Origin of the sequence: Jatrophihabitans sp. (assembly GCF_036388195.1) — a bacterium.
GTDB lineage: Bacteria > Actinomycetota > Actinomycetes > Mycobacteriales > Jatrophihabitantaceae > Jatrophihabitans_A.
This window is the reverse complement of sequence record NZ_DASVSG010000070.1, coordinates 1-18,038: the sequence shown is the minus strand read 5'-3', so window position 1 is coordinate 18,038 and position 18,038 is coordinate 1. Positions and strand designations below refer to the sequence as shown.

At 71.0% G+C, this 18,038-nt stretch carries 14 protein-coding genes and 1 pseudogene; 8 read left to right on the top strand and 7 right to left on the bottom strand.

Going from position 1 to position 18,038, the window contains the following annotated elements; genetic code table 11:
* A pseudogene (locus tag VF612_RS07210) lies at positions 1 to 739 on the bottom strand (transcription-repair coupling factor); the annotation flags it as partial.
* A 159-nt stretch (positions 740 to 898) separates the two neighbouring features.
* Here VF612_RS07210 and VF612_RS07205 point away from each other — a divergent pair.
* Both VF612_RS07205 and VF612_RS07200 read left to right on the top strand, forming a co-directional pair.
* Complete coding sequence (locus VF612_RS07205) at positions 899 to 1,651, top strand: hypothetical protein (protein WP_408659174.1); 753 nt, start codon at positions 899 to 901, stop codon at positions 1,649 to 1,651.
* A gap of 129 nt (positions 1,652 to 1,780) precedes the next feature.
* Positions 1,781 to 3,565 (top strand): DUF4012 domain-containing protein, encoded by a 1,785-nt coding sequence (locus VF612_RS07200; protein ID WP_408659173.1) that lies wholly within the window; start codon positions 1,781 to 1,783, stop codon positions 3,563 to 3,565.
* Positions 3,566 to 3,576: 11 nt separating this feature from the next.
* Here the strand turns inward: VF612_RS07200 and VF612_RS07195 are convergent, their stop codons facing one another.
* Positions 3,577 to 4,026: an adenylyltransferase/cytidyltransferase family protein gene (locus tag VF612_RS07195; RefSeq protein ID WP_408659172.1), complete on the bottom strand. Its 450-nt coding sequence runs from the start codon at positions 4,024 to 4,026 to the stop codon at positions 3,577 to 3,579.
* Positions 4,027 to 4,161: 135 nt separating this feature from the next.
* Here VF612_RS07195 and galE point away from each other — a divergent pair, with 135 nt between their 5' ends.
* From galE to VF612_RS07165, 6 genes are all read left to right on the top strand, one after another.
* Positions 4,162 to 5,136, top strand: a complete 975-nt coding sequence (galE, locus tag VF612_RS07190) for a UDP-glucose 4-epimerase GalE (protein WP_408659171.1) — start codon at positions 4,162 to 4,164, stop codon at positions 5,134 to 5,136.
* A gap of 27 nt (positions 5,137 to 5,163) precedes the next feature.
* A complete protein-coding gene (locus VF612_RS07185; RefSeq protein WP_408659170.1) occupies positions 5,164 to 6,018 on the top strand; it encodes a CDP-alcohol phosphatidyltransferase family protein in 855 nt (284 codons plus the stop codon).
* Positions 6,015 to 7,562, top strand: a complete 1,548-nt coding sequence (locus VF612_RS07180) for an oligosaccharide flippase family protein (RefSeq protein ID WP_408659169.1) — start codon at positions 6,015 to 6,017, stop codon at positions 7,560 to 7,562. The genes VF612_RS07185 and VF612_RS07180 overlap by 4 nt, the downstream gene beginning before the upstream one ends.
* A gap of 131 nt (positions 7,563 to 7,693) precedes the next feature.
* The gene (locus VF612_RS07175) at positions 7,694 to 9,376 is read left to right on the top strand and encodes a Wzz/FepE/Etk N-terminal domain-containing protein (RefSeq protein WP_408659168.1); all 1,683 of its coding nucleotides are present in this window, start codon (positions 7,694 to 7,696) and stop codon (positions 9,374 to 9,376) included.
* Between the two features lie 6 nt (positions 9,377 to 9,382).
* Positions 9,383 to 9,832: a PssD/Cps14F family polysaccharide biosynthesis glycosyltransferase gene (gene pssD, locus VF612_RS07170; protein ID WP_408659167.1), complete on the top strand. Its 450-nt coding sequence runs from the start codon at positions 9,383 to 9,385 to the stop codon at positions 9,830 to 9,832.
* Positions 9,833 to 9,843: 11 nt separating this feature from the next.
* A complete protein-coding gene (locus VF612_RS07165) occupies positions 9,844 to 10,371 on the top strand; it encodes a glycosyltransferase (RefSeq protein WP_408659166.1) in 528 nt (175 codons plus the stop codon).
* An 8-nt stretch (positions 10,372 to 10,379) separates the two neighbouring features.
* On the opposite strand, the gene VF612_RS07160 is transcribed toward VF612_RS07165, so the two are convergent.
* The 5 genes from VF612_RS07160 to VF612_RS07140 all read right to left on the bottom strand — a co-directional run.
* Positions 10,380 to 11,678 (bottom strand): O-antigen ligase family protein, encoded by a 1,299-nt coding sequence (locus VF612_RS07160; protein ID WP_408659165.1) that lies wholly within the window; start codon positions 11,676 to 11,678, stop codon positions 10,380 to 10,382.
* Positions 11,679 to 11,680: 2 nt separating this feature from the next.
* The gene (locus tag VF612_RS07155) at positions 11,681 to 12,637 is read right to left on the bottom strand and encodes a glycosyltransferase family 2 protein (RefSeq protein ID WP_408659164.1); all 957 of its coding nucleotides are present in this window, start codon (positions 12,635 to 12,637) and stop codon (positions 11,681 to 11,683) included.
* 115 nt (positions 12,638 to 12,752) lie between these two features.
* On the bottom strand, positions 12,753 to 13,673 hold the full coding sequence (locus tag VF612_RS07150) for a glycoside hydrolase family 16 protein (RefSeq protein ID WP_408659163.1): 921 nt from the start codon (positions 13,671 to 13,673) through the stop codon (positions 12,753 to 12,755).
* Between the two features lie 89 nt (positions 13,674 to 13,762).
* Positions 13,763 to 15,304 (bottom strand): glycoside hydrolase family 16 protein, encoded by a 1,542-nt coding sequence (locus tag VF612_RS07145; RefSeq protein WP_408659162.1) that lies wholly within the window; start codon positions 15,302 to 15,304, stop codon positions 13,763 to 13,765.
* A gap of 361 nt (positions 15,305 to 15,665) precedes the next feature.
* Positions 15,666 to 18,038, bottom strand: a 2,373-nt coding sequence (locus VF612_RS07140; RefSeq protein WP_408659161.1) for an Ig-like domain-containing protein, incomplete at its 5' end; no start/stop codon positions are given.

Genomic DNA, 18,038 nt, shown 5'->3' with positions numbered 1-18,038 from the left:
GGACCTGGTCGGTGAGCAGCAGCTCGCGGCACGGCGGGGCCCAGAGCCCGCGGTCGGCGATCTCCAGGCTGCGCTGGTCGGCGACGGCGAACCAGCGGATCTCCTCCACCGTGTCGCCCCAGAACTCGACCCGCAGCGGGTGCTCCTCGGTTGGTGGGAAGACATCGAGGATGCCGCCCCGGACCGCGAAGTCGCCGCGCTTCTCCACCAGCTCGGTACGCCCGTAGCCGGCAGCCGCCAGCGCCGTGACGATCTCTTCCAGCTCGCGCCCGGAGTCGCCGATCGAGATGCTGACCGGCTCGAGGTCCCCCAGGTTGGGAACCTGCGGCTGCAGGACGGAGCGGACCGGCGCGACCACCACGCTCAACGGGCCGGTGCTCTGGTCGCGGGTGTCGGGGTGGCGCAACCGTCGCAGCACCGCGAGCCGGCGGCCGATGGTGTCGGCCCGGGGCGAGAGCCGCTCGTGCGGCAGCGTCTCCCAGCCCGGGTACAGCGCGACCGAGTCCGGGGGCAGCAGGCACTGCAAGCTGGCCAGCAGGTCCTCGGCCTCGCGTCCGGTGCTGGTCACCGCCAGCACCGTCCGGCCCGCGCGGCCTGCCAGGGTGGCGATCGCGAGCGGAGCGAGCGCGGCCGGGCCGGACAGGGCCAGTGGCCGGGCGCCTGAGCGGCCGGCGGCCTGGATCACGGTGGCCAGTGCTGGGTCGTCGAGGGCGGCGTCGATCAGTCCCGCCAAGCTCATGGGACGAGCTTACGGGGCGGGCCTGACAGCTCTCCACCGCGAGTGCGCAGCTGACGCCAAACGTCCTTTGTCAAACGCTTGTAAATTACCGTATCTGACCGCTACATTACGCTCGCGGATTCGGGGTAAACCAATGTTGAGTACATCGGCGTGAAAAGCATGCCCAAGCGCGTTACCGAGCACGGGGCCGAAACCCGGTCCCGTTCCCGGGCATTTCTCGTGCTCTTGTCAGGCGGGCTGATGCTGCTGTCCTGCTGGTGGAACATGGCTGGCCTGGCCGGGGCGGCCAGCTACCCGCCCGCGCTCGGGTGCGCGGTCTCGGGTGTCGCTACGGCCGGCTCGGGACTCCTCCAGGTACAGGGGACCGGCTTCGCCGCCGGATCCCGGGTGGTGGTCGGCGTGAACGGCCGGAGCACCGGCGCGGTGACCGCCGACGCCGCCGGCTCGTTCCGGGCCTCCTGGCTCACCGGCGGGTTGGCCACCGGGGCGACGGTCACCGCCGCCGATGCCGGCTGCTCGGCGACCGGCATGCTTGCGATCGAGAATCAGCAGGACGGCACGGGGGGTTCTCCGCTGCCGCCAACCACGTCGGGCCCGGGGTCGGGTGCCGGGCAGCCTGGCCCGGCCGCACCGGGCAAGCGCCGCAACGCGCCCCCCGCTCCGTCCCCGGCCTCTCCCAAGCCGGCGCCACCGGCCCGGCCGGCCGGTCCTCCGGCCGCTGCGATCCCGTCGATCCCGTCGGTTCCGCTGACCGGCCTGCCTCCGCAGCTGGTCCTGGGACTGGCCGCGACGGTGCTGCTGGCGGGCGCGGCGCTGACCGGCCTGGCCGGGCGGCTGGGGCACCGCAGCGAGCACCCGGTCCGGCCGGACCTCTCGATGGTCGGCGCTCCGCCCACTCCGGGCGCCACCTGAAGAAAAGCGTAACCAGCAGTGATCATTCTCCACAGCGATTGTGACGTCTTGTAATTACCGGCTCTTTTTATTGCCACATTTCTCCAGCCGAGCTCCACGCGTAGACAGCACTTCATTGAAAGGGACCAGATGACTGCCGCCACACCGGCGCCCGCACGCCGGCGACCTGGCGGCCGGCGGCGCGGGCTGCTGCGGTACGCCCTCGCGGCCGGGTTCGGGCTGGCGCTGGCCGGGCTGCTGTGGGTCGCCGTCACCGCGGCGCTGGCCCGCCAGCACGCGCAGGCGGCCGAGCAGGCGGTCAGCGGGCTCCGGACCGCGATCTCCGAGGCCGACCTGCCGGCCGCCAGAAGCGCCGCCGGCTCGGTGGCCGGGCACGCCCGGGCAGCGCACCGGCTGACCACCGGGCCCGCATGGTGGGCCGGCGCCCAGCTGCCCTGGCTCGGCGGTCCGGCCCGTTCGATCCGGGGCTGCGCCGCGCAGGCCGACCAGCTCGCGTCCACGGTGCTGATGCCGCTGGCGGCCCTGGCCGAAACCATGCCGCTGGGCGGGCTGGTCGACCACGGCTCGGTCCGGCTGCAACCCCTGGTCGACGCCGCGCCGGTGCTGCGCCGGGCCGACCTGCGGCTGCGGGCCGGCTCCGACCAGCTCGATCGGCTGCCGCGCGACACCTGGCTGGCGCCGGCCGATCGCGCCCGCGACAGGCTGTACCGCGCCCTGCTCGCGTTCGGGGACCAGCTGCGGCCGGTCAGCCAGCTGACCGAGGCGCTGCCGGACCTGCTCGGCCGGGACGGCTCCAAGCGATACTTCGTCGGCCTGGAGAACGAAGCCGAGTCGCGCGGGGTCGGGGGCATTCCCGGCGCGTTCGCGATCGTGACGGCCAGCGCCGGCAAGCTGAGCTTCGACCGGTTCGAAAGCGACACCGTCCTGAGCAAGGTGCGGACCGGCCTGGACCTTGGCGCCGAGTACGACCGGCGCTACCGCGCCGCGGACCCGGTGAACACCTATGCCAACTCCACGATCAGCCCGGACTTCTCCGACGCGGCCAGGATCTGGGCGGCGATGTGGCACAAGCACAGCGGCCAGCGGATCGACGGGGCGCTGGCCATCGACCCGACCGCCATCTCCTACCTGCTCCGGGTGACCGGTCCGGCCACCCTGGCCGACGGCAGCCGGGTCAGCGCAGCGGAGGTGGTCAGCCTGACCCAAGAAACCCTGTACCGCACCCACCCGGACAAGGCGGCCCGCAAGGCCTACCTGCTCGATATCGCCCGGGCGATCTCGGTCCGGCTGCTGACCGTCCACGGCTCGGCCGGCCTGGTCCGGGCCGTCACGCACGCCACCGGGGAACGGCGGCTGGTGGCCTGGAGCGCCGATCCCGCCCTGCAGCAGCAACTGGTGGCCGCGTCGGTGTCGGGGACGCTGGAGCCCGGGGCCGGCTACTTCGCCGGTTTCAGCACCGTCAACGCCACCGGCGGCAAGCTCGACTACTACCTCACCCGGAGCATGTCCTACGCCCGGGACGGCTGCGGCGCGGGCAGCACCAGCACCTCGACCTTCACCCTGGCCAACCAGGCCCCGGCCGGGCCGTTGCCCAGCTACGTCACGCTGCGCCTGGACGCGCCCCGCCACCCCACCCGGCCCGGGGACAACAAGGTGCTGCTGAGCTACTACGGAACGCCCGGCTCGCGGATCGGCAGCGTCACCGTGGACGGCCGGCCGGTCGTGGTGGCGCCGTCAACCGAGCGCGGCCTGACGGTGCTGACGCTGCCGCTGGAGCTGGCCCGCGGCTCCAAGCACACGGTGACGGTGACGGCGACCGAGCCGGCCCGGGCAAACCAGACCCGGATCCTGCGGCAACCAGCGGTGAACCCGGTGACGGTGACGACCCGGCTGCCCGACTGCGGCGGCTCCTGAGGGCAGTGGCGCTACGCGCGCAGGCCCAGCTCGATGTTCAACGCCTGCCGGAGCATCGTGGAGGAGGTGTGCACCGTGTAGGGCAGGTAGAAGACCTCGACGCCCACCTCGGCGAACTCGCGCTCGAGCCGGTTGCCCTTCTCGGTGCCGCGCCAGTCGTCGCCCTTGATGATCACGTCGAAGCGCAGCCGCTCCCACATCTCGAGCTTGGGCACGTCCTCGGCGACCGCCTCGTCGACGTACCGGATGCTGCGGACGATCTCCAGCCGCTCGGCCAGCGGAATCACCGGGCTCTTGCCCTTGGCGCGCCGGCTGAAGTCGTCGGAGGCGACGCCGGCGATCAGGTAGTCACAGGCACGCCGGGAGTTGCGCAAGATGTTGAGATGCCCGATGTGGAACATGTCGTAGACCCCGGGGGCATAGCCGATCCGTCGTGGCCCTTCTGAGTTGAGCGCGTTCACGACTCCCCCGCGATCCCTTTCACTAGATACCCTCACGTGCAAACAATGTTAAGATTAACCGATCACAAGCCGCCTGTCTTGCTTTACGCTAACTTCATATCGTAGCGGCGGCACACTCGGAGGAACGGCTCCAACATGACGGACACCTGGCTCGTTTCGGGCGGAGCGGGATATATCGGCGCCCATGTGGTGCGTAGCCTGCAGGCGGCTGGGGTCGATGCGGTGGTGATCGACGACCTCAGCACCGGCGATGCCCGGCGGGTCGATGTTCCCTTCATTCAAGCAGACATTGCTGACTGCGAGCTCGTGGCCGAGACCCTGCGCCGTCACCAGATCACCGGAGTGGTGCATCTGGCGGCCGACAAGCAGGTCGAGGAATCGATGCGCGAGCCACTGACATACTATCGCCGCAATGTAGTCAATCTTATGCAACTGTTAGCCGCGATGGCCCGGTGCGACGTCGGCAAGCTGGTCTTCTCCTCCAGCGCCGCGGTCTACGGCATGGTCGATTCCCCGCAGGTCGACGAGGACCACCCGACCCGGCCGATCAACCCGTACGGGGAGACGAAGCTCATAGGCGAGTGGCTGATCCGCGACCAGGCCCGTGCAACCGGGCTCCGGTATGCCGCCCTGCGCTACTTCAACGTCGCCGGCACGGCCAGCCCCGAACTGGCCGATGCGGGCCGCACCAACCTGATCCCGATGGTGTTCGACGCGCTGGGCCGCGGCGAGCAGCCGGTGATCTACGGCGGTCAGCACCCGACTCCGGACGGCACCTGCGTCCGGGACTTCATCCACGTCCAGGACCTCGCCGCTGCCCACGTGGCCGCTATCGACGCGCTGGACGAGCCCGGCGCCGGGCACGTCTTCAACGTCGGCTGCGGCCGCGGGTACTCGGTGCGCGAAGTCATCGACATGGTCGCCGAGGTGTCCGGGCGCAGCATCGAGCCCCGGATGGGGGCTGCGCGCCCGGGTGACCCGGCGACCGTGGTGGCCGACGCCGAGCGCATCAGCAAAGTGCTGGGGTGGCGCCCGCGCCATGACCTCCGTGAGATGGTGAGTAGTGCCTGGCACGCCCAACCGCGGCTGCTCAGCGCCGGGCAGAGCTAGTACCCAGAGCCGACAAAGGGTTTTCTCATGGACAACAACGCCCTGGTGGCGAAGGACGGCTCTGCCGCGATCCGCTTCCGCTACGCGCGCTCCCGGCTGGCCGGCGCGCAGAAGTCGAACGCCTCGACGCCGGCCTACCTGCGCTTCGTCAACCGCAAGGCCGGTGGCCTGCTCGCCGCGGCCGGCTACGCGCTGCGGCTCACCCCCACCCAGGTCACGCTGCTGAGCTCGGCGAGCTCCTTCGCCGGCATCGCCGTGCTGATCCTGCACCGCTCTACGGCGCTGACCGGCATCGTGGTGTCGCTGCTGCTGCTGCTGGGCTACGCGCTGGACTCCGCGGACGGCCAGCTCGCCCGGGTCCGGGGCGGTGGCAGCAAGGCCGGCGAATGGCTCGACCATGTGGCGGACATCGCCAAGATCAGCGCGCTGCACAGCGCGGTGGCCATCGCCGTCCTGCGCTACTTCGAGCTGGACTCGCTGCTGTACCTGGCGGTGCCGGTGATCTTCCTGGTCGCCAACGTGACCCAGTTCTTCGGCATGATGCTGCGGGACAAGCTCACCGCGCCGGTTCCGTCCCAGGCCGGTCCGGCCGGATCGTCCTCGCTGCTGGTCGCGTTCCTGTTGCAGCCGCTGGACCACGGCAGCCTGGCGCTGGCCTTCCTGGTGCTCGGAGCGCACACCCTGTTCCTGTGGTGCTACGGGTTCCTGGCGCTGTGCACCGTGCTGTTCGCGGCCCGCTCGCTGACCAAGGCCTACCGCAGGCTGCTGCAGGGCGAGTCCGGCGGCTCGCGGACGGCTGCCGCGCCGGCTCCGGCCAGCCCGGCGCTCGCCGCTGCGCCGCTCGGCGCGCCGTCGTTGGCCCCGGCGCCGCGGCAGCCGTGACCGTGACCAGCGCCGCCCAGCCCGCGACCAGCCCGCTGGCCGGAGTGGCCCGCGGCGGCAGCTTCGCGGTGCTCGGCACCGGCGGTGGCTCGATCCTCGGCTTCATCCTGACCCTGGTCCTGACCCACGGCCTCACCACCACCACCGCGGGCCAGTTCTTCAGCGCCACCGCGATCTTCATCGTCCTGCAGACGTTCCTGTCCTTCGGGGTCGGCGCCGGCCTGGTCCGCTTCGTGCCGCGATGGCGGGCGCTGGACCGCGAGGCCGACCTGCCCGCGCTGCTGGTGGTGGCGTTCGTCCCGGTTGTCGTGCTGGGCATCGTGGGCAGCGTCGCCCTGTGGCTGGCCGCCCCGGTGCTGGCCTCGCGGATCGGCCACGACAACACCGACGCCGCGCTGAGCAGCATCCGGATCCTGGCGCTGCTGTTCCTGCCCGGCGTCGTCGAGGTGGGCATCGTCGAGAGCACCCGGGCCTTCGGCAGCGTCCGCAACTACGTGCTGTTGCAGCAGCTGGGCATACCGGCCGCCAGGCCGGTGCTGGTCGGCATCGCCATCGCCACCGACGCGCCGCTGTGGGGGGTGGTGCTGGCCTGGCTGATCCCGCTGGTGCTGGCGCTGCTGCTGGCCCTGGTGCTGCTGGCCCGCCGGATGCGGGAGCTGTTCGGCCGCGCCCTGGCCTGGCCGGCGCGCACCGCCTCGGTGCGCGAGATCGCCGCCGAGTACTGGAGCTTCACCGGCGCGCGGGGGCTGGCCGGCGTCATGGAGATCCTGCTGACCTGGCTGGACGTGCTGCTGGTCGCGGCGCTGGCCTCGCCGGCCGAGGCAGCCATCTACGCCGCCGCCAGCCGGTTCATCCTTTCGGGCACCCTGGTGCTGCAGGCGCTCCGGGTCGCCATCGCCGGCGATGTCAGCGCGGCGCTGGCCCGCCAGGACACCGCCCGGGTCAGCCAGATGTACTCCACCGCCTCGCAGTGGGTGGTGCTCAGCTCGTGGCCGCTGTACCTGGTGATGGCGGTGTTCGCGCCGACGGTGCTGCGGATCTTCGGGGAGTCCTACCCCGCCGGAGCGCACGCGCTGACCGTGCTCTGTATGGCGATGCTGGTGAACCTGGCCGCCGGCAATGTCGGAACCGTGCTGCTGATGGGCGGCCGGAGCACCTGGGTGCTGATGGACAAGGCGGCCGCCCTGACCGTCAACGTGGCGGCCAACCTGGTGCTGGTGCCGCGCTTCGGCATCACCGGGGCTGCGGTGGCCTGGGCGGTGACCATCGTGCTGGACAGCGTGCTCGCCTTCGGCCAGGTCCGCTGGGGGATGCGGATCGGCGGCAACCTGCGGGGGCTGGCGGTGGCCGGGGTGCTCGCGCTGGGCTGCTTCGCGGTCATCCCGGTGGCGGTCCGGATGATCGCCGGCAGCTCGTTGCCGGCCATGTCGATCGCCATCGTCCTCTCCTCGGCGCTGTACCTACCGATGGTGTGGGCACGTCGGAACAGCCTCGGCATCTCCATCCTCATCCAGGCGCTGTCCCGGCGCGGCCGCCACAGCTGATCCGGCCGTTTCGCAGGCCGCGCGGCGGCTAGGGGGCGAGAACCCGTGAAAGTAACCTAAAGTTGACAGCAGTCCTTGTAGCAGGCCCGTTGGGGGAACACCGTGAACGCCATGCCAGATCGGAACACCAGGTGACCGGCAAGGCCCTTGCCGGCCCGCCGGGGTCGAGCTCGGGGCAGTCCGTGGTCACGATCGGGCAGTTCTTCAGCATCCTGCGCCGCCGGCTGCTGCTGGTGCTCACGCTGGTGCTGCTGGGCATCCTCGCCGCCGGAGCGTTGCTGCTCGCGACGCCCAAGACCTACGAGGCCACCGCCGTCGTCGACATCTCGCCGACGTCGTCGAGCAGCAGCTCCAGCACCGTCAGCACCATCACCGAGTCGCGGATCGTGACCTCCACCTCGGTGACGCTGGCTGCGAGGGAGACGCTGGCCTTCGCCGGCACCCCGACCGAGCTGGCCGAGCGGGTCACGGTGACCTCGCCGCTGGCAAGCCAGTTCCTCAACATCACCTACGCCGCTGATTCCCCGCAGGGCGCCGCGGACGGCGCGAACGCCTTCGCCCATGCCTACCTCGACTACCGGACGCAGATCGCCCAGAAGGACATCACGCTGCGGATCGGGCGGATCCAGTCCCAGGTCGCCGACCTGCAGAAGCGCCTGACGGACCTCAAGACCTCCCAGAACGACCCGCAGCGCGGTCTGCTGCAGAACCAGATCCAGCAGCTGCAGAACCAGCTGAACAACTACCAGACCTCGGTCATCAGCCCCGGCCAGGTCGCCGGCGCCGCGCTCAAGCCGGCCTCGCCCAGCTCGCCGCGGCCCGTGCTGTACCTGGCCGGCGGGGTGCTGTTCGGACTGCTGGCAGGCATCATCCTGTCCGTGCTGCGCGACCGTCGCGATGACCGGGTGCGCAACGCCGCGGAGCTCGAGCAGAGCCTGGGATACCCGGTGCTCGCCGAATCCGTCACGGCCGAGAGCGGCTCCCGGACCGGGCCGCTGGCCGCGATCGATGCCAACCGCAGCCCCGAGGCCGACGCCTACCGCACGATCACCACCACGGTGACCGCCGACGCCGTCGACAGCCGGATCGTGCTGCTGTGCGGCGCCGGCCTGGAAGGGCTGAGCCTGGCCCCGCTGAACCTGGCGGCCACCTTTGCCATGCAGGGCCTGCAGACGGTGATCGCCGGACCGCGCCACGCCGTGGAGCCCGCCATCGACCTGCTCGGCGTGCCGAGCCCACTGCCCACCCCGGGCCTCCGGTTGGTCGACCAGCTGGCCCCCTCGGCCACGCTGCCCCGGCTGTCGGTGCTGTCGCTGGGCGACGAGGTCTCCCTCGGGGCGGCCCTGCGCGCCAACGGCGACCGGCTGGACGACGTCCTGGCCAAGGCCGACGTCATCGTCCTGGACGGGGTCAACATCGAGCTGCCGAGCACCTCGCTGCGACTGGCCCAGCTCGCCGACGAGGCGGTCGTGGTGGCCTACCGCAACCGCTCCACCCACGCCGGGACCGAGCGGCTGGCCCGCCAGCTGGCCCAGGTCAACACCACCGTGCTGGGCGGCATCCTGCTGACCCGCCGGTCCGGCCTGCACAGCCGGTTCGGCCTCCGGGGCTCCGCCGGGGCCCGCCGGGCTGCTCCCAGCCACCGCGAGTCCGTGGCGGCACGGGTGGACCCGAGCCCGTCGGAGCAGGTGACGGCGACGCTGCCGGTCCCCGCCCTGTACCGGCCCACGGGGCACACCGCGGCCCCGTCCGACAGCGAGGCTCCGATCAGCCCGGCGGGCACGGGTTCGTCCCGCTCGGCCTCGAAGAGCTGAGCGGGGATGCGGGTCCTGCTGGCCAGCTCCACCGGTGGCCATCTCGGGCAACTGGAAGCGCTGCGGCCGTGGTGGGTCGAGCACGAGCGGCACTGGATCACCTTCGACAAGCCGGATGCCCGGTCGATGCTGGCCGGGGAGAAGATCAGCTGGGCCTACCACCCCACCACCCGCAACATCCCCAACCTGATCCGCAACTTCGGCGTCGCCTGGAAGGCGCTGCGCAGCTTCCGGCCCGAGGTGGTCGTCTCGACCGGGGCCGCGGTCGCGGTGCCGGTCTTCTACCTCGCGAAGCTGATGGGCATCCGCACCGTCTACGTCGAGGTCTATGACCGGATCGACTCGGCGACCCTGACCGGACGGCTGTGCCGCCCGGTGTCGGACCTGTTCCTGGTGCAGTGGGACGAGCAGCTCAAGCTCTATCCCAACGCGACGATGATCGGCCAGCTGCTGTGACACTTGCTGGGGTGGTGACCGTCGGCACCGATCATCACCGGTTCGACCGGCTGATGGACTGGCTCGAGCGCTGGGACGCCAGCCGGCCCGGCGCGATCCGCTGGATCGTGCAGCACGGCTCGACCCGGCCGCTGGCCGGCGCGGACGGCTTCGGCATCAAGCCGCGCGAGGAGCTGCTGGAGCTGCTGCGGGCTGCTGACGTGGTGGTGACCCAGGGCGGGCCCGGCGGGATCATGGACAGCCGCGAGTGCGGCACCGTGCCGATCGTGGTGCCGAGGCTGGCCCGGCTGGACGAGGTGGTCGACGACCATCAGGTGGCCTTTACCCGGCAGCTGGCCGGCCGGGGCCTGGTGGTGGCAGCCGAGTCCGAGGCCGAGCTGCACGCCGCGCTCGATCGGGCGGTCGGCGACCCGGCCAGCCTGGCGGTCGGTGACCATGTCAGCGACGTGAGCCAGACGGTGGCGCGGTTCGGCGCCGCGGTGGCCCAGCTGCTGGCGAGCAAGCCGGCCCGGGTCAGCCGGCGGGCCGCCGTCCGGTAAGCGGACCGCTACGCCGGGACGGCGTGCACCTGCTGCGCAGCGGCCTGCGGCACCCCGTCGGCGGCCTCGACCCGCCTGGCCCGCAGCGCCAGCGCGGCAGCCGACATCGCCACCGTCAGCTGGATGCCGTCGTAGCCGTAGTAGAAGAACGTCAGGAAGGCCACGAACAGCGTCGCGTGCACCCACAGCTGGGCCTGGCCCCGGGGCCGCCAGCTCTGCACCACGACCAGGCCGAACCAGCCCAGGAAGAAGGCCAGGGCGATGAAGCCATAGCTGAACATGACGTTCCACACCTGGCCCTGGGTGCCGATCGACACGTCCACCGTGGTGGACGGCTGCGGCGCGCCATGGCCGAAGATCGGGGAGTTCGCCGCGCCCTCGAAGGCTTCCCGGTAGATGGTCTGCCGGCCGACGTTCGTCCCGCTGTAGTGCAGCCGCTCCTGCAACCGGGCCAGCACACCGGCCCACAGCGCGACGGCCAGCCCCACCGAGCCGCCGATGAGCACCAGGGTCAGCGGCAGCAGCCGGCCGCGGAAGGCCAGCCGGACCGAGGCGTAGGCCAGCACCAGCACCAGCGCCAGGTACATGCCCCGGTTCAGGGTGGCGAACGCCGGCACGCAGGCCGCGGCCAGCAATGCCACCATGGCCACCCGCGCGGCCGGCCGCCGGAACGTCATGATCGCGGCCACCACCAGCGGCACCAGCAGCGCGACATTGCATCCCCAGCTGTTGGTGTAGGGGAACGGGGCGCTCGGACGATAGAAGGTGCGCGGCGAGCCGTAGGGCCGCTGCACCTCGGCGAAGGACGGGTGCACCAGCGCGCCGACGTACTCGTTGTTGCGGATGCTCTGGGGCAGCAGCGCCTCTACCGGGGTCGACAGGGCGCCGCGCGGGACCAGCACGCCGAGGTAGCCACCGGCCACCACCACCGCGAAGAACAGCACCAGGGCCCGCAGCACCGTCCGGTTGTTCAGCAGGCTCCGGCCGTTGTACAGGTAGAGGAACACCATGCCGGCGCCGACATAGTTGCTCATCCGGACGCCGAAGCCGATCAGCCGCGATCCGGAGGTCAGCTCCAGCGCGGCCGCGCAGGCCCAGACCACGAAGCCGATCCACAGCCAGAATGCCGCCGGCACCTCGACGTGGCCGCGTTGGAACAGCAGCAGGAACATCGGGACCGCGATGAGCGGCACCGCGAACGCGCCGAGCCCGAGCAGCCACCAGATCGGGAAGCCGGCGAACAGGGCGTACACCGGCCAGGCCGGCAGCTCCCGCAGGCCGGCGAGCGGCGGGCTGGCGCCGGCCATGCTCAGATCCCGCGGCCGAACTTGCGGGCGGTGGCCAGCACCCGGTCGGCGCTGACCAGGCCGGTGGCGACCACCAGCGCCGCGTAGCTCTGCCGGGCGCCCCGGGACTTGCGCAGCGACCGCAGCGCCCACTTCGCCGCCGGCAGCCGCCGGCCCAGGGCCGCGTTGGCGAACGCGATCTGGCCCTCGATCCGGGCCAGGCCGACCGGGTCCTGCCGGAACTCCGGCACCCGCTCCAGCAGGTAGGCCAGGGCGTCGGAGATGGTCTGCCAGCGGCTGGCGAAGAAGGACGAGTCGTGCAGGTAGACCCGCGACTGGGGCTGCTGCACGCAGACGATCTCGCCGAGCCGGGCCGCCCGCAGCAGCAGCTCGTAGTCCTCGGCGTAGCTGCCCGGCAGCTGCTCGTCGACCAGGCCGATCTCGGTGAGCAGCTCCGCGCGCGGGATCAGGTAGGTGGAGGCGTTGGCCTCCAGATGCCGGTCGTGGAGCAGGTCGGCGAAGGTCAGCGCCGGCAGCTCGGCCTGCCGCGGGATGTCCTTGCCCCGGTAGTGGTAGAGGAAGCCCGAGGCCGCGGCGCTGGCCTGCGGATGCTTGCGCAGCAGGTCGATCTGGGACCGCAGCTTTCCGGGCAGCCACTCGTCGTCGTCGTCGCACGAGCCCACCAGCTCACCGGCCGCGGCGAGGTAACCGGTGTTGCGGTTGCCGGCCAGCCCGGGGGTCCGGTTGTTGACCAGCAGTTGCACCGTGCGGCCGTCCCGGAGCCGGACGTCGGGCATCACCGGCTCGGTGCCGTCGTAGACGACCAGGCACTCGATGTCGCCGGGGTAGTCCTGGTCGATCACCGACTGGACGGCCCGGGCCAGCAGCTGCGGCCGGTCCTTGGTGGGGATGACGGCGGTGACCAGGGGCCAGACCGTCGGGTCGGACCGCCAGCCGGACACGCTCGAGGGGTGGCTCACGTCGCTTCTACCGTCCGTCCGTGGGGTGACCGGCCGGCGGCCGGCCCGCCGAGCTGACCATACCGTCGCGCGCCGGCGCGGGCCGTCAACGCCATTGGACTCAACGCCATTGGACTCAACGCCATTGGAAGACCCGCACCCAGTCCACCACCATGTCCGCCGGCAGCGCGGTGTCGGCGTTCGGGGTGCCCGGGAAGGTGCCTCCGACCGCCATGTTGAGCCGGATGTAGAACTCGCCGGCGAACGCCTCGTCTATCCACGGCGCGGTGGAGCTGTCGCGTTCGAAGGTCAGCTGCCCGTCGACGTACCAGCGCATCACGCCGGGACGCCACTCGGCGGCGTAGGTGTGGAACCCGCCCGCCGGGCCGCCCTGCACCGGGGCGACCTTCGACTGCTTGGGATAGGTGCCCTTGCCGTCGTACCACAGCGTGTGGTGCACCGAGCCCGCTTCGGGATCCTGGGGGTCGGAGGTCCCGATCGCCTCCATGATGTCCAGCTCGCCGTCGCCGGAGCCGTTGGCCGGACGCATCCAGAACGCCGGCCACAGGCCCTTGGACTTCCCGGCGGCCAGCGGCAGCTTCGCCCGCATCTCGAACCGGCCCTGGTGCCAGGACGCCTTGCCCTCGGTGCTGAGCATCGCCGAGGTGAAGGGGCGGCCGTTCGGGAAACGCTCGTCGCTGTCGCCACAGACCCTCGGGATCTTCTCCCGGATCGCCCGCAGCGTCAGCATGCCTTCGGCCACCTCGACGTTCGCCCGGCGGCTCAGCAGGCAGGCCAGCTCCTTGTTGCCGTCACCGAAGGTCGACTGGTCCTCGGGAGTCCACTTGGAGCGGTCGAGGGCGTCGCCGTCGAACTCGTCGGACCAGGTGAGATGCCAACCGGCCTTGGTCTCCTCGCGAGCGAGCGTCACCGCGGTCACGGTTGCCGCCACCAGCAGCGCCACCAGGGCAACCACCAGCCACCGGCCACCGGGCAGGGAACGCCGTGGCGCCGCCGGCGGAGTGCTGCCGGGCGGCGCCGATGTCAGATCATCCATCACATGTCTCTGCTTCCGGGGTCCCGCCTTGGATCTGTGGCGGGACCCCGGAAGCATATGTCAGAGGCTAGGTAGCTATCAGCGGCGCGCTAGCTCAGCTGGTACACCCGGACGTAGTCGATCACGAAGTCGCTGGCGCCGAGCGGGGCGCCGACGACCGGCAGTCCGTACCAGTTCGGCATGCTGCCACCGACCTGCAGGTTCAGCCGGATGTTCATCGGCTCGTTGAAGGCCGGGTCCAGCCAGGTGAGCAGCGACTGGGTCTTGGAGAAGACCAGGCGGCCGTCGACGTACCACTTCACCGAGCCGGGCTGGCGGTCCACCGAGTAGGTGTGCCAGGTGGCGGTGGTGCCGCTGGGCAGGGTGTCCTCGTGCCCGGCCTTGGCCATATCGCCGTTGGTGGACTGGTGGATCGTCTGCACGGTCTGGTTCACCTTGCCGCCGACGGCCTCCATGATGTCGAGCTCACCGAGGGTGTTGTTGTTGCGCAGCCAGAAGGCCGGCCACATGCCCTGCGCGGTGGGCAGCTTGGCGCGCATCTCGAAGCGGCCGTACTGCCAGGATCCGCGCCCGATGGTGTCGAGGTAGCCGGAGGTGTACTGCCGGGTGGTGCTGCCGACGGTGTAGCTCTCCTTGATCGCCCGCAGGGTCAGCGCGCCGTTGCTGACGAAGACGTTGTCGGCCCGGGAGGTCACGATCGACTCCTCGTTGCGCGCCCAGGAGTTGTTGCGGACGTTCCACTTGGTGCGGTCGATGCTGTTGAAGTCCTCGTTGAAGACCAGCTTGTAGCCGCTGGGAGCCGGGGCCGAGGTGGTCGGGGCCGGCGCGGGGGTGCTGGTGCTGGGAGCCGGCCGCGGGGTGCTGGTGCTGGGGGCCGGCGGCGGGGTGCTGGTGCTGGGAGCCGGCGGCGGGGTGCTGGTGCTCGGAGCCGGAGCCGAGGTGGTCGGAGCCGGAGCCGAGGTGGTCGGAGCGCTGGTGGTCGGCTTCGGCGACGAGGTGCTCGGCTTCGGGGGCTTCACGACCGGGTCCGGCTGGCTGGGCAGCGACACCAGGGTCAGGGTCGGCTCGCTGATCAGCAGGCTCTTGCCGCGCGGCAGGGCCCAGGCCAGCACGTTGAAGTCGATGGTGCTCAGGTTCGCCTTGGCGGTGTAGTTGACGCTGACGTGCACCCAGCCGGTGGTGCGCAGCCAGGCGCTCGAGCGGTTGGCGCCGCGGTACACCAGGCGCTGGTACTCCATCTGGCGGGCGGCCGCGGTGACGCCGGGAGCGTCGGTGCGGATCCAGGCGCCGGCCTGGTAGGTCGCGCCGGCGACGGTGGCGCGCACGGTGTTCACCCGGTCATTGAGCGCCAGGGTGAGCGGCGCGGCGGTCTCGTTGCGCAGCCGGATGGCGGGGTGGCCGTTGTGACCGGGGACGACGGCCAGCGAGCCTCCCGAGCGGGTGAACCAGCTCGCGGTGCCCTTGCTCAGCGTCGGGTCGGCGACCAGGTTGACGGTGGCGGCGGCGGCTGCGGTGGTGGTCGAGGAGACGTTCAGCGCGGTCATCGCGCCCGCGCCGACGAGGGCGACCAGCGTCGCGCCGACCCATGACCTCTTGATTATGGTGGGACGAGCCCCGTGGTGGCGAGACATTGATCACTCCTAGTAGTCGGTTGCTGCACTTATCGTCAGCACCGCTACCAAACTGAGTCTTCACACTCAGTATATTTTCCCGCCTTGCTCCCTGACCGATTTGCCCGGGTTTCGAGTTCTTTGGACGCCGCATTCGGGCCACCTAGGTCAGGCTCAGTATCGTCATTCCCTCACGGTGAGCGACAGTCGCTTGCCCCTCCCTCCGGTTCGGGCGCACCGCAGAGTAGTTACTTACAGTGATGTAATTCATCGGTGGACAGGTCGGTCCCGTGACACTGGCTCCAGAAACGGCCGAAGCCCCTCCTGCGCTCAGGAGGGGCTTCGCCGATTGCTCGGACGTGCTCGGACCAGGGGATCGGGATTACTGGCCGTCCCGGATCGCCAGGTCGTCGAAGGACACCGACTTGGCGCCGACGTTGGTGGCGCCACGGACCACCGAGAGGAACACCTGCCCGGCCGCCGTCACCTCGGTGTCGGTGGCGGTCGCCTTCCAGGTGGTCGGCTCAGCGGCGCCGTCGGTCCAGATCTTGAACTGGATCGTCGAGCCCACGACCCGCAGCCGCAGCCACTGCTTGGCGGTCGTGACGGCCTGGCCGCCGGTCGCTGACTGCAGGTTGGTGGTGACGCCGTTGACGTTCTTCTGCACCGTCACCGTGCCCGAGTTGGACTGCAGCTGCAGGCCGTAGCCGTTCTTGGGCCGGTAGGCGTTCTGCCAGCCTCCGGAGCCGCGCAGGTAGACGCTCAGGTAGCTCAGCGCGGTGTTGGAGGACCAGGTGTAGGAGGTCAGCAGCTCGCTGTCGCCCTGCACGGGCAGGCCGGTCAGCTGGGCCCGGGCATACGCGCCGGACACGTCGGAGACCGCGATCGAGCCGGCTCCGGACTGGATGTCGACCGTGCCGCTGCCGGCGGTGGTGGTCCAGGCCGGCGCCCAGGGCGCCCCGTCGGCGCCGGAGAAGGCATCGGTGAACATCGGAGCCACCTCGGTGAGCGTGGTCACCGACACCGGGCTGCTGGCAGGCCCGACGTTGCCCGCCGCGTCCACCGCCCGGATGGTGTAGCTGTAGGTGGCGCCGGGGGTCAGGCCGGTGTCGGTGTAGTTCAGGGCGCTGGTCTGCCCGACCTGGACGCCGTCGCGCAGCACCCGGTAGCCGGTGACCCCACGGTCATCGCTGGCCGCCGCCCAGTTCACCGTCGCGGACGTGGTGGTGACCCCGGTGCTGGCCGGCGACCCGGGCGCGGTCGGCGCCGCGGTGTCGGCCGGCACGGTCACCGTCACCGGAGCCGACGTCCCGGTGTTGCCGGAGGTGTCGCGGGCCACGGCCTGCAGCGTGTGGCTGCCGGTCGCGGTGGCCGACCAGGTGAAGCTGTACGGAGCGGTGGTCGAGGTCCCGACCACGGCGCCGTCCACCAGCAGGTCGACCGAGGCGACGCCCTGGTCATCGCTGGCGGAGACGGTCACCGTCACCGGGCCGTAGGCCGTGGTCCCACTGGCCGGGCTGGTGATGGACGCGGTCGGCGCGACGGTGTCGGGCGCCAGCGCGGTGACCTTGTTCGAGGTCGCCGACCGGTTGCCGCCGTCGTCGATCGCCCGGACCCAGTAGTTGGCAGGCACCGCGCCGGTGGTGTCGATGTAGGACAGGCCGCTGGTGGTGGCGATCACCCGGTCGTCGCGCAGCACCTCGTACCGGACCGAGCCCGAGTTGTCGGTCGCTGCGTCCCAGACGACCTTGAAACCGGTCGTGGTGGCGCTGGTGCGGAAGTTGCCGGGCACCGAGGGGGCCGTCGCGTCGCGCTGGCAGAACTTGCCGAAGCCGCCGAGCCACTGGTAGCCGGTGCTCTGGTAGGAGCCCTGCTTGAAGTCGCCGCCGAACCACAGGCAGCCGTTGGAGTCAGGCGTCAACTCCCAGCCGCCGATGCCGGACCGGGTGTCCAGCGAGCTGGGCCAGAACTCGGGCAGGTACTTCCCGGTCACCGCGTCCCAGGCGCCGATGTACTTGATGTTGTGGACGTCGGAGGCGTTCGGGATCGGATCGCTGTAGTTGTAGGTGTCGGAGTAGTTGTAGTTGCCGCAGTGGCAGCTGGCGTAGAGCACGCCGTTGTAGGCCCCGATGGTCTGCAGGTCGCCGCCGGCCCGGGTGATGTGCGAGGTCGTCCGGGCGAAGGCGCTGCGGTCGTACCGGCTCAGGATGTGCTGCGAGCCGCCCACCCAGACGCCGTTGCCGTCTTCCTTCACGGCCTGCTGGTAGGAGTTGTCGTCATTGGCGGTGATGGATCCGGTGGCGACCTGGATGGGCGCCAGGCCGGTCACCGACGGCGCGCCGGTCTCGGTGCTCACCACGCCCAGCTTCGGCGAGGCCGCCCCGTTGACGTTGTTGAAGTAGCCGGAGTAGTAGACCCGGTCACCCTGGGCGCTGGCGTCGAGCTCGACGATCGAGCCGTCGAAGTTGGGCTTCCAGGCGCCGTCGGGCATGCCGTCGGAGACCCGCAGCCGGGCCGCGCGGCCGACCGTGACCGGGCCCTTGACCGGCACCCCGCCGGTGACCCGGTTGAACCGGCCGCCGATGTAGAGCCAGCCGTCCTGGTAGTCGATGGCCTTGACCTGGGCGCCTACGCCGGTCTCGGTGGTGACGTAGTCGACCGAGGCGCTCCAGCCGGCAACCGTCGCCCCGGTGACCGGGTCGAGCTTGGCCAGGCCGTTGACGCCCACGACACCGTTGACCGAGGTGAACTCACC

What these genes read in the sequence shown, in the direction of transcription:
- pssD (WP_408659167.1), top strand. Translation starts at nt 9,383, where the DNA reads ATGCGGGTCCTGCTGGCCAGCTCCACCGGTGGCCATCTCGGGCAACTG.
- VF612_RS07145 (WP_408659162.1), bottom strand. Translation starts at nt 15,304, where the DNA reads ATGTCTCGCCACCACGGGGCTCGTCCCACCATAATCAAGAGGTCATGG.
- VF612_RS07185 (WP_408659170.1), top strand. Translation starts at nt 5,164, where the DNA reads ATGGACAACAACGCCCTGGTGGCGAAGGACGGCTCTGCCGCGATCCGC.
- galE (WP_408659171.1), top strand. Translation starts at nt 4,162, where the DNA reads ATGACGGACACCTGGCTCGTTTCGGGCGGAGCGGGATATATCGGCGCC.
- VF612_RS07200 (WP_408659173.1), top strand. Translation starts at nt 1,781, where the DNA reads ATGACTGCCGCCACACCGGCGCCCGCACGCCGGCGACCTGGCGGCCGG.
- VF612_RS07160 (WP_408659165.1), bottom strand. Translation starts at nt 11,678, where the DNA reads ATGGCCGGCGCCAGCCCGCCGCTCGCCGGCCTGCGGGAGCTGCCGGCC.
- VF612_RS07150 (WP_408659163.1), bottom strand. Translation starts at nt 13,673, where the DNA reads ATGGATGATCTGACATCGGCGCCGCCCGGCAGCACTCCGCCGGCGGCG.
- VF612_RS07205 (WP_408659174.1), top strand. Translation starts at nt 899, where the DNA reads ATGCCCAAGCGCGTTACCGAGCACGGGGCCGAAACCCGGTCCCGTTCC.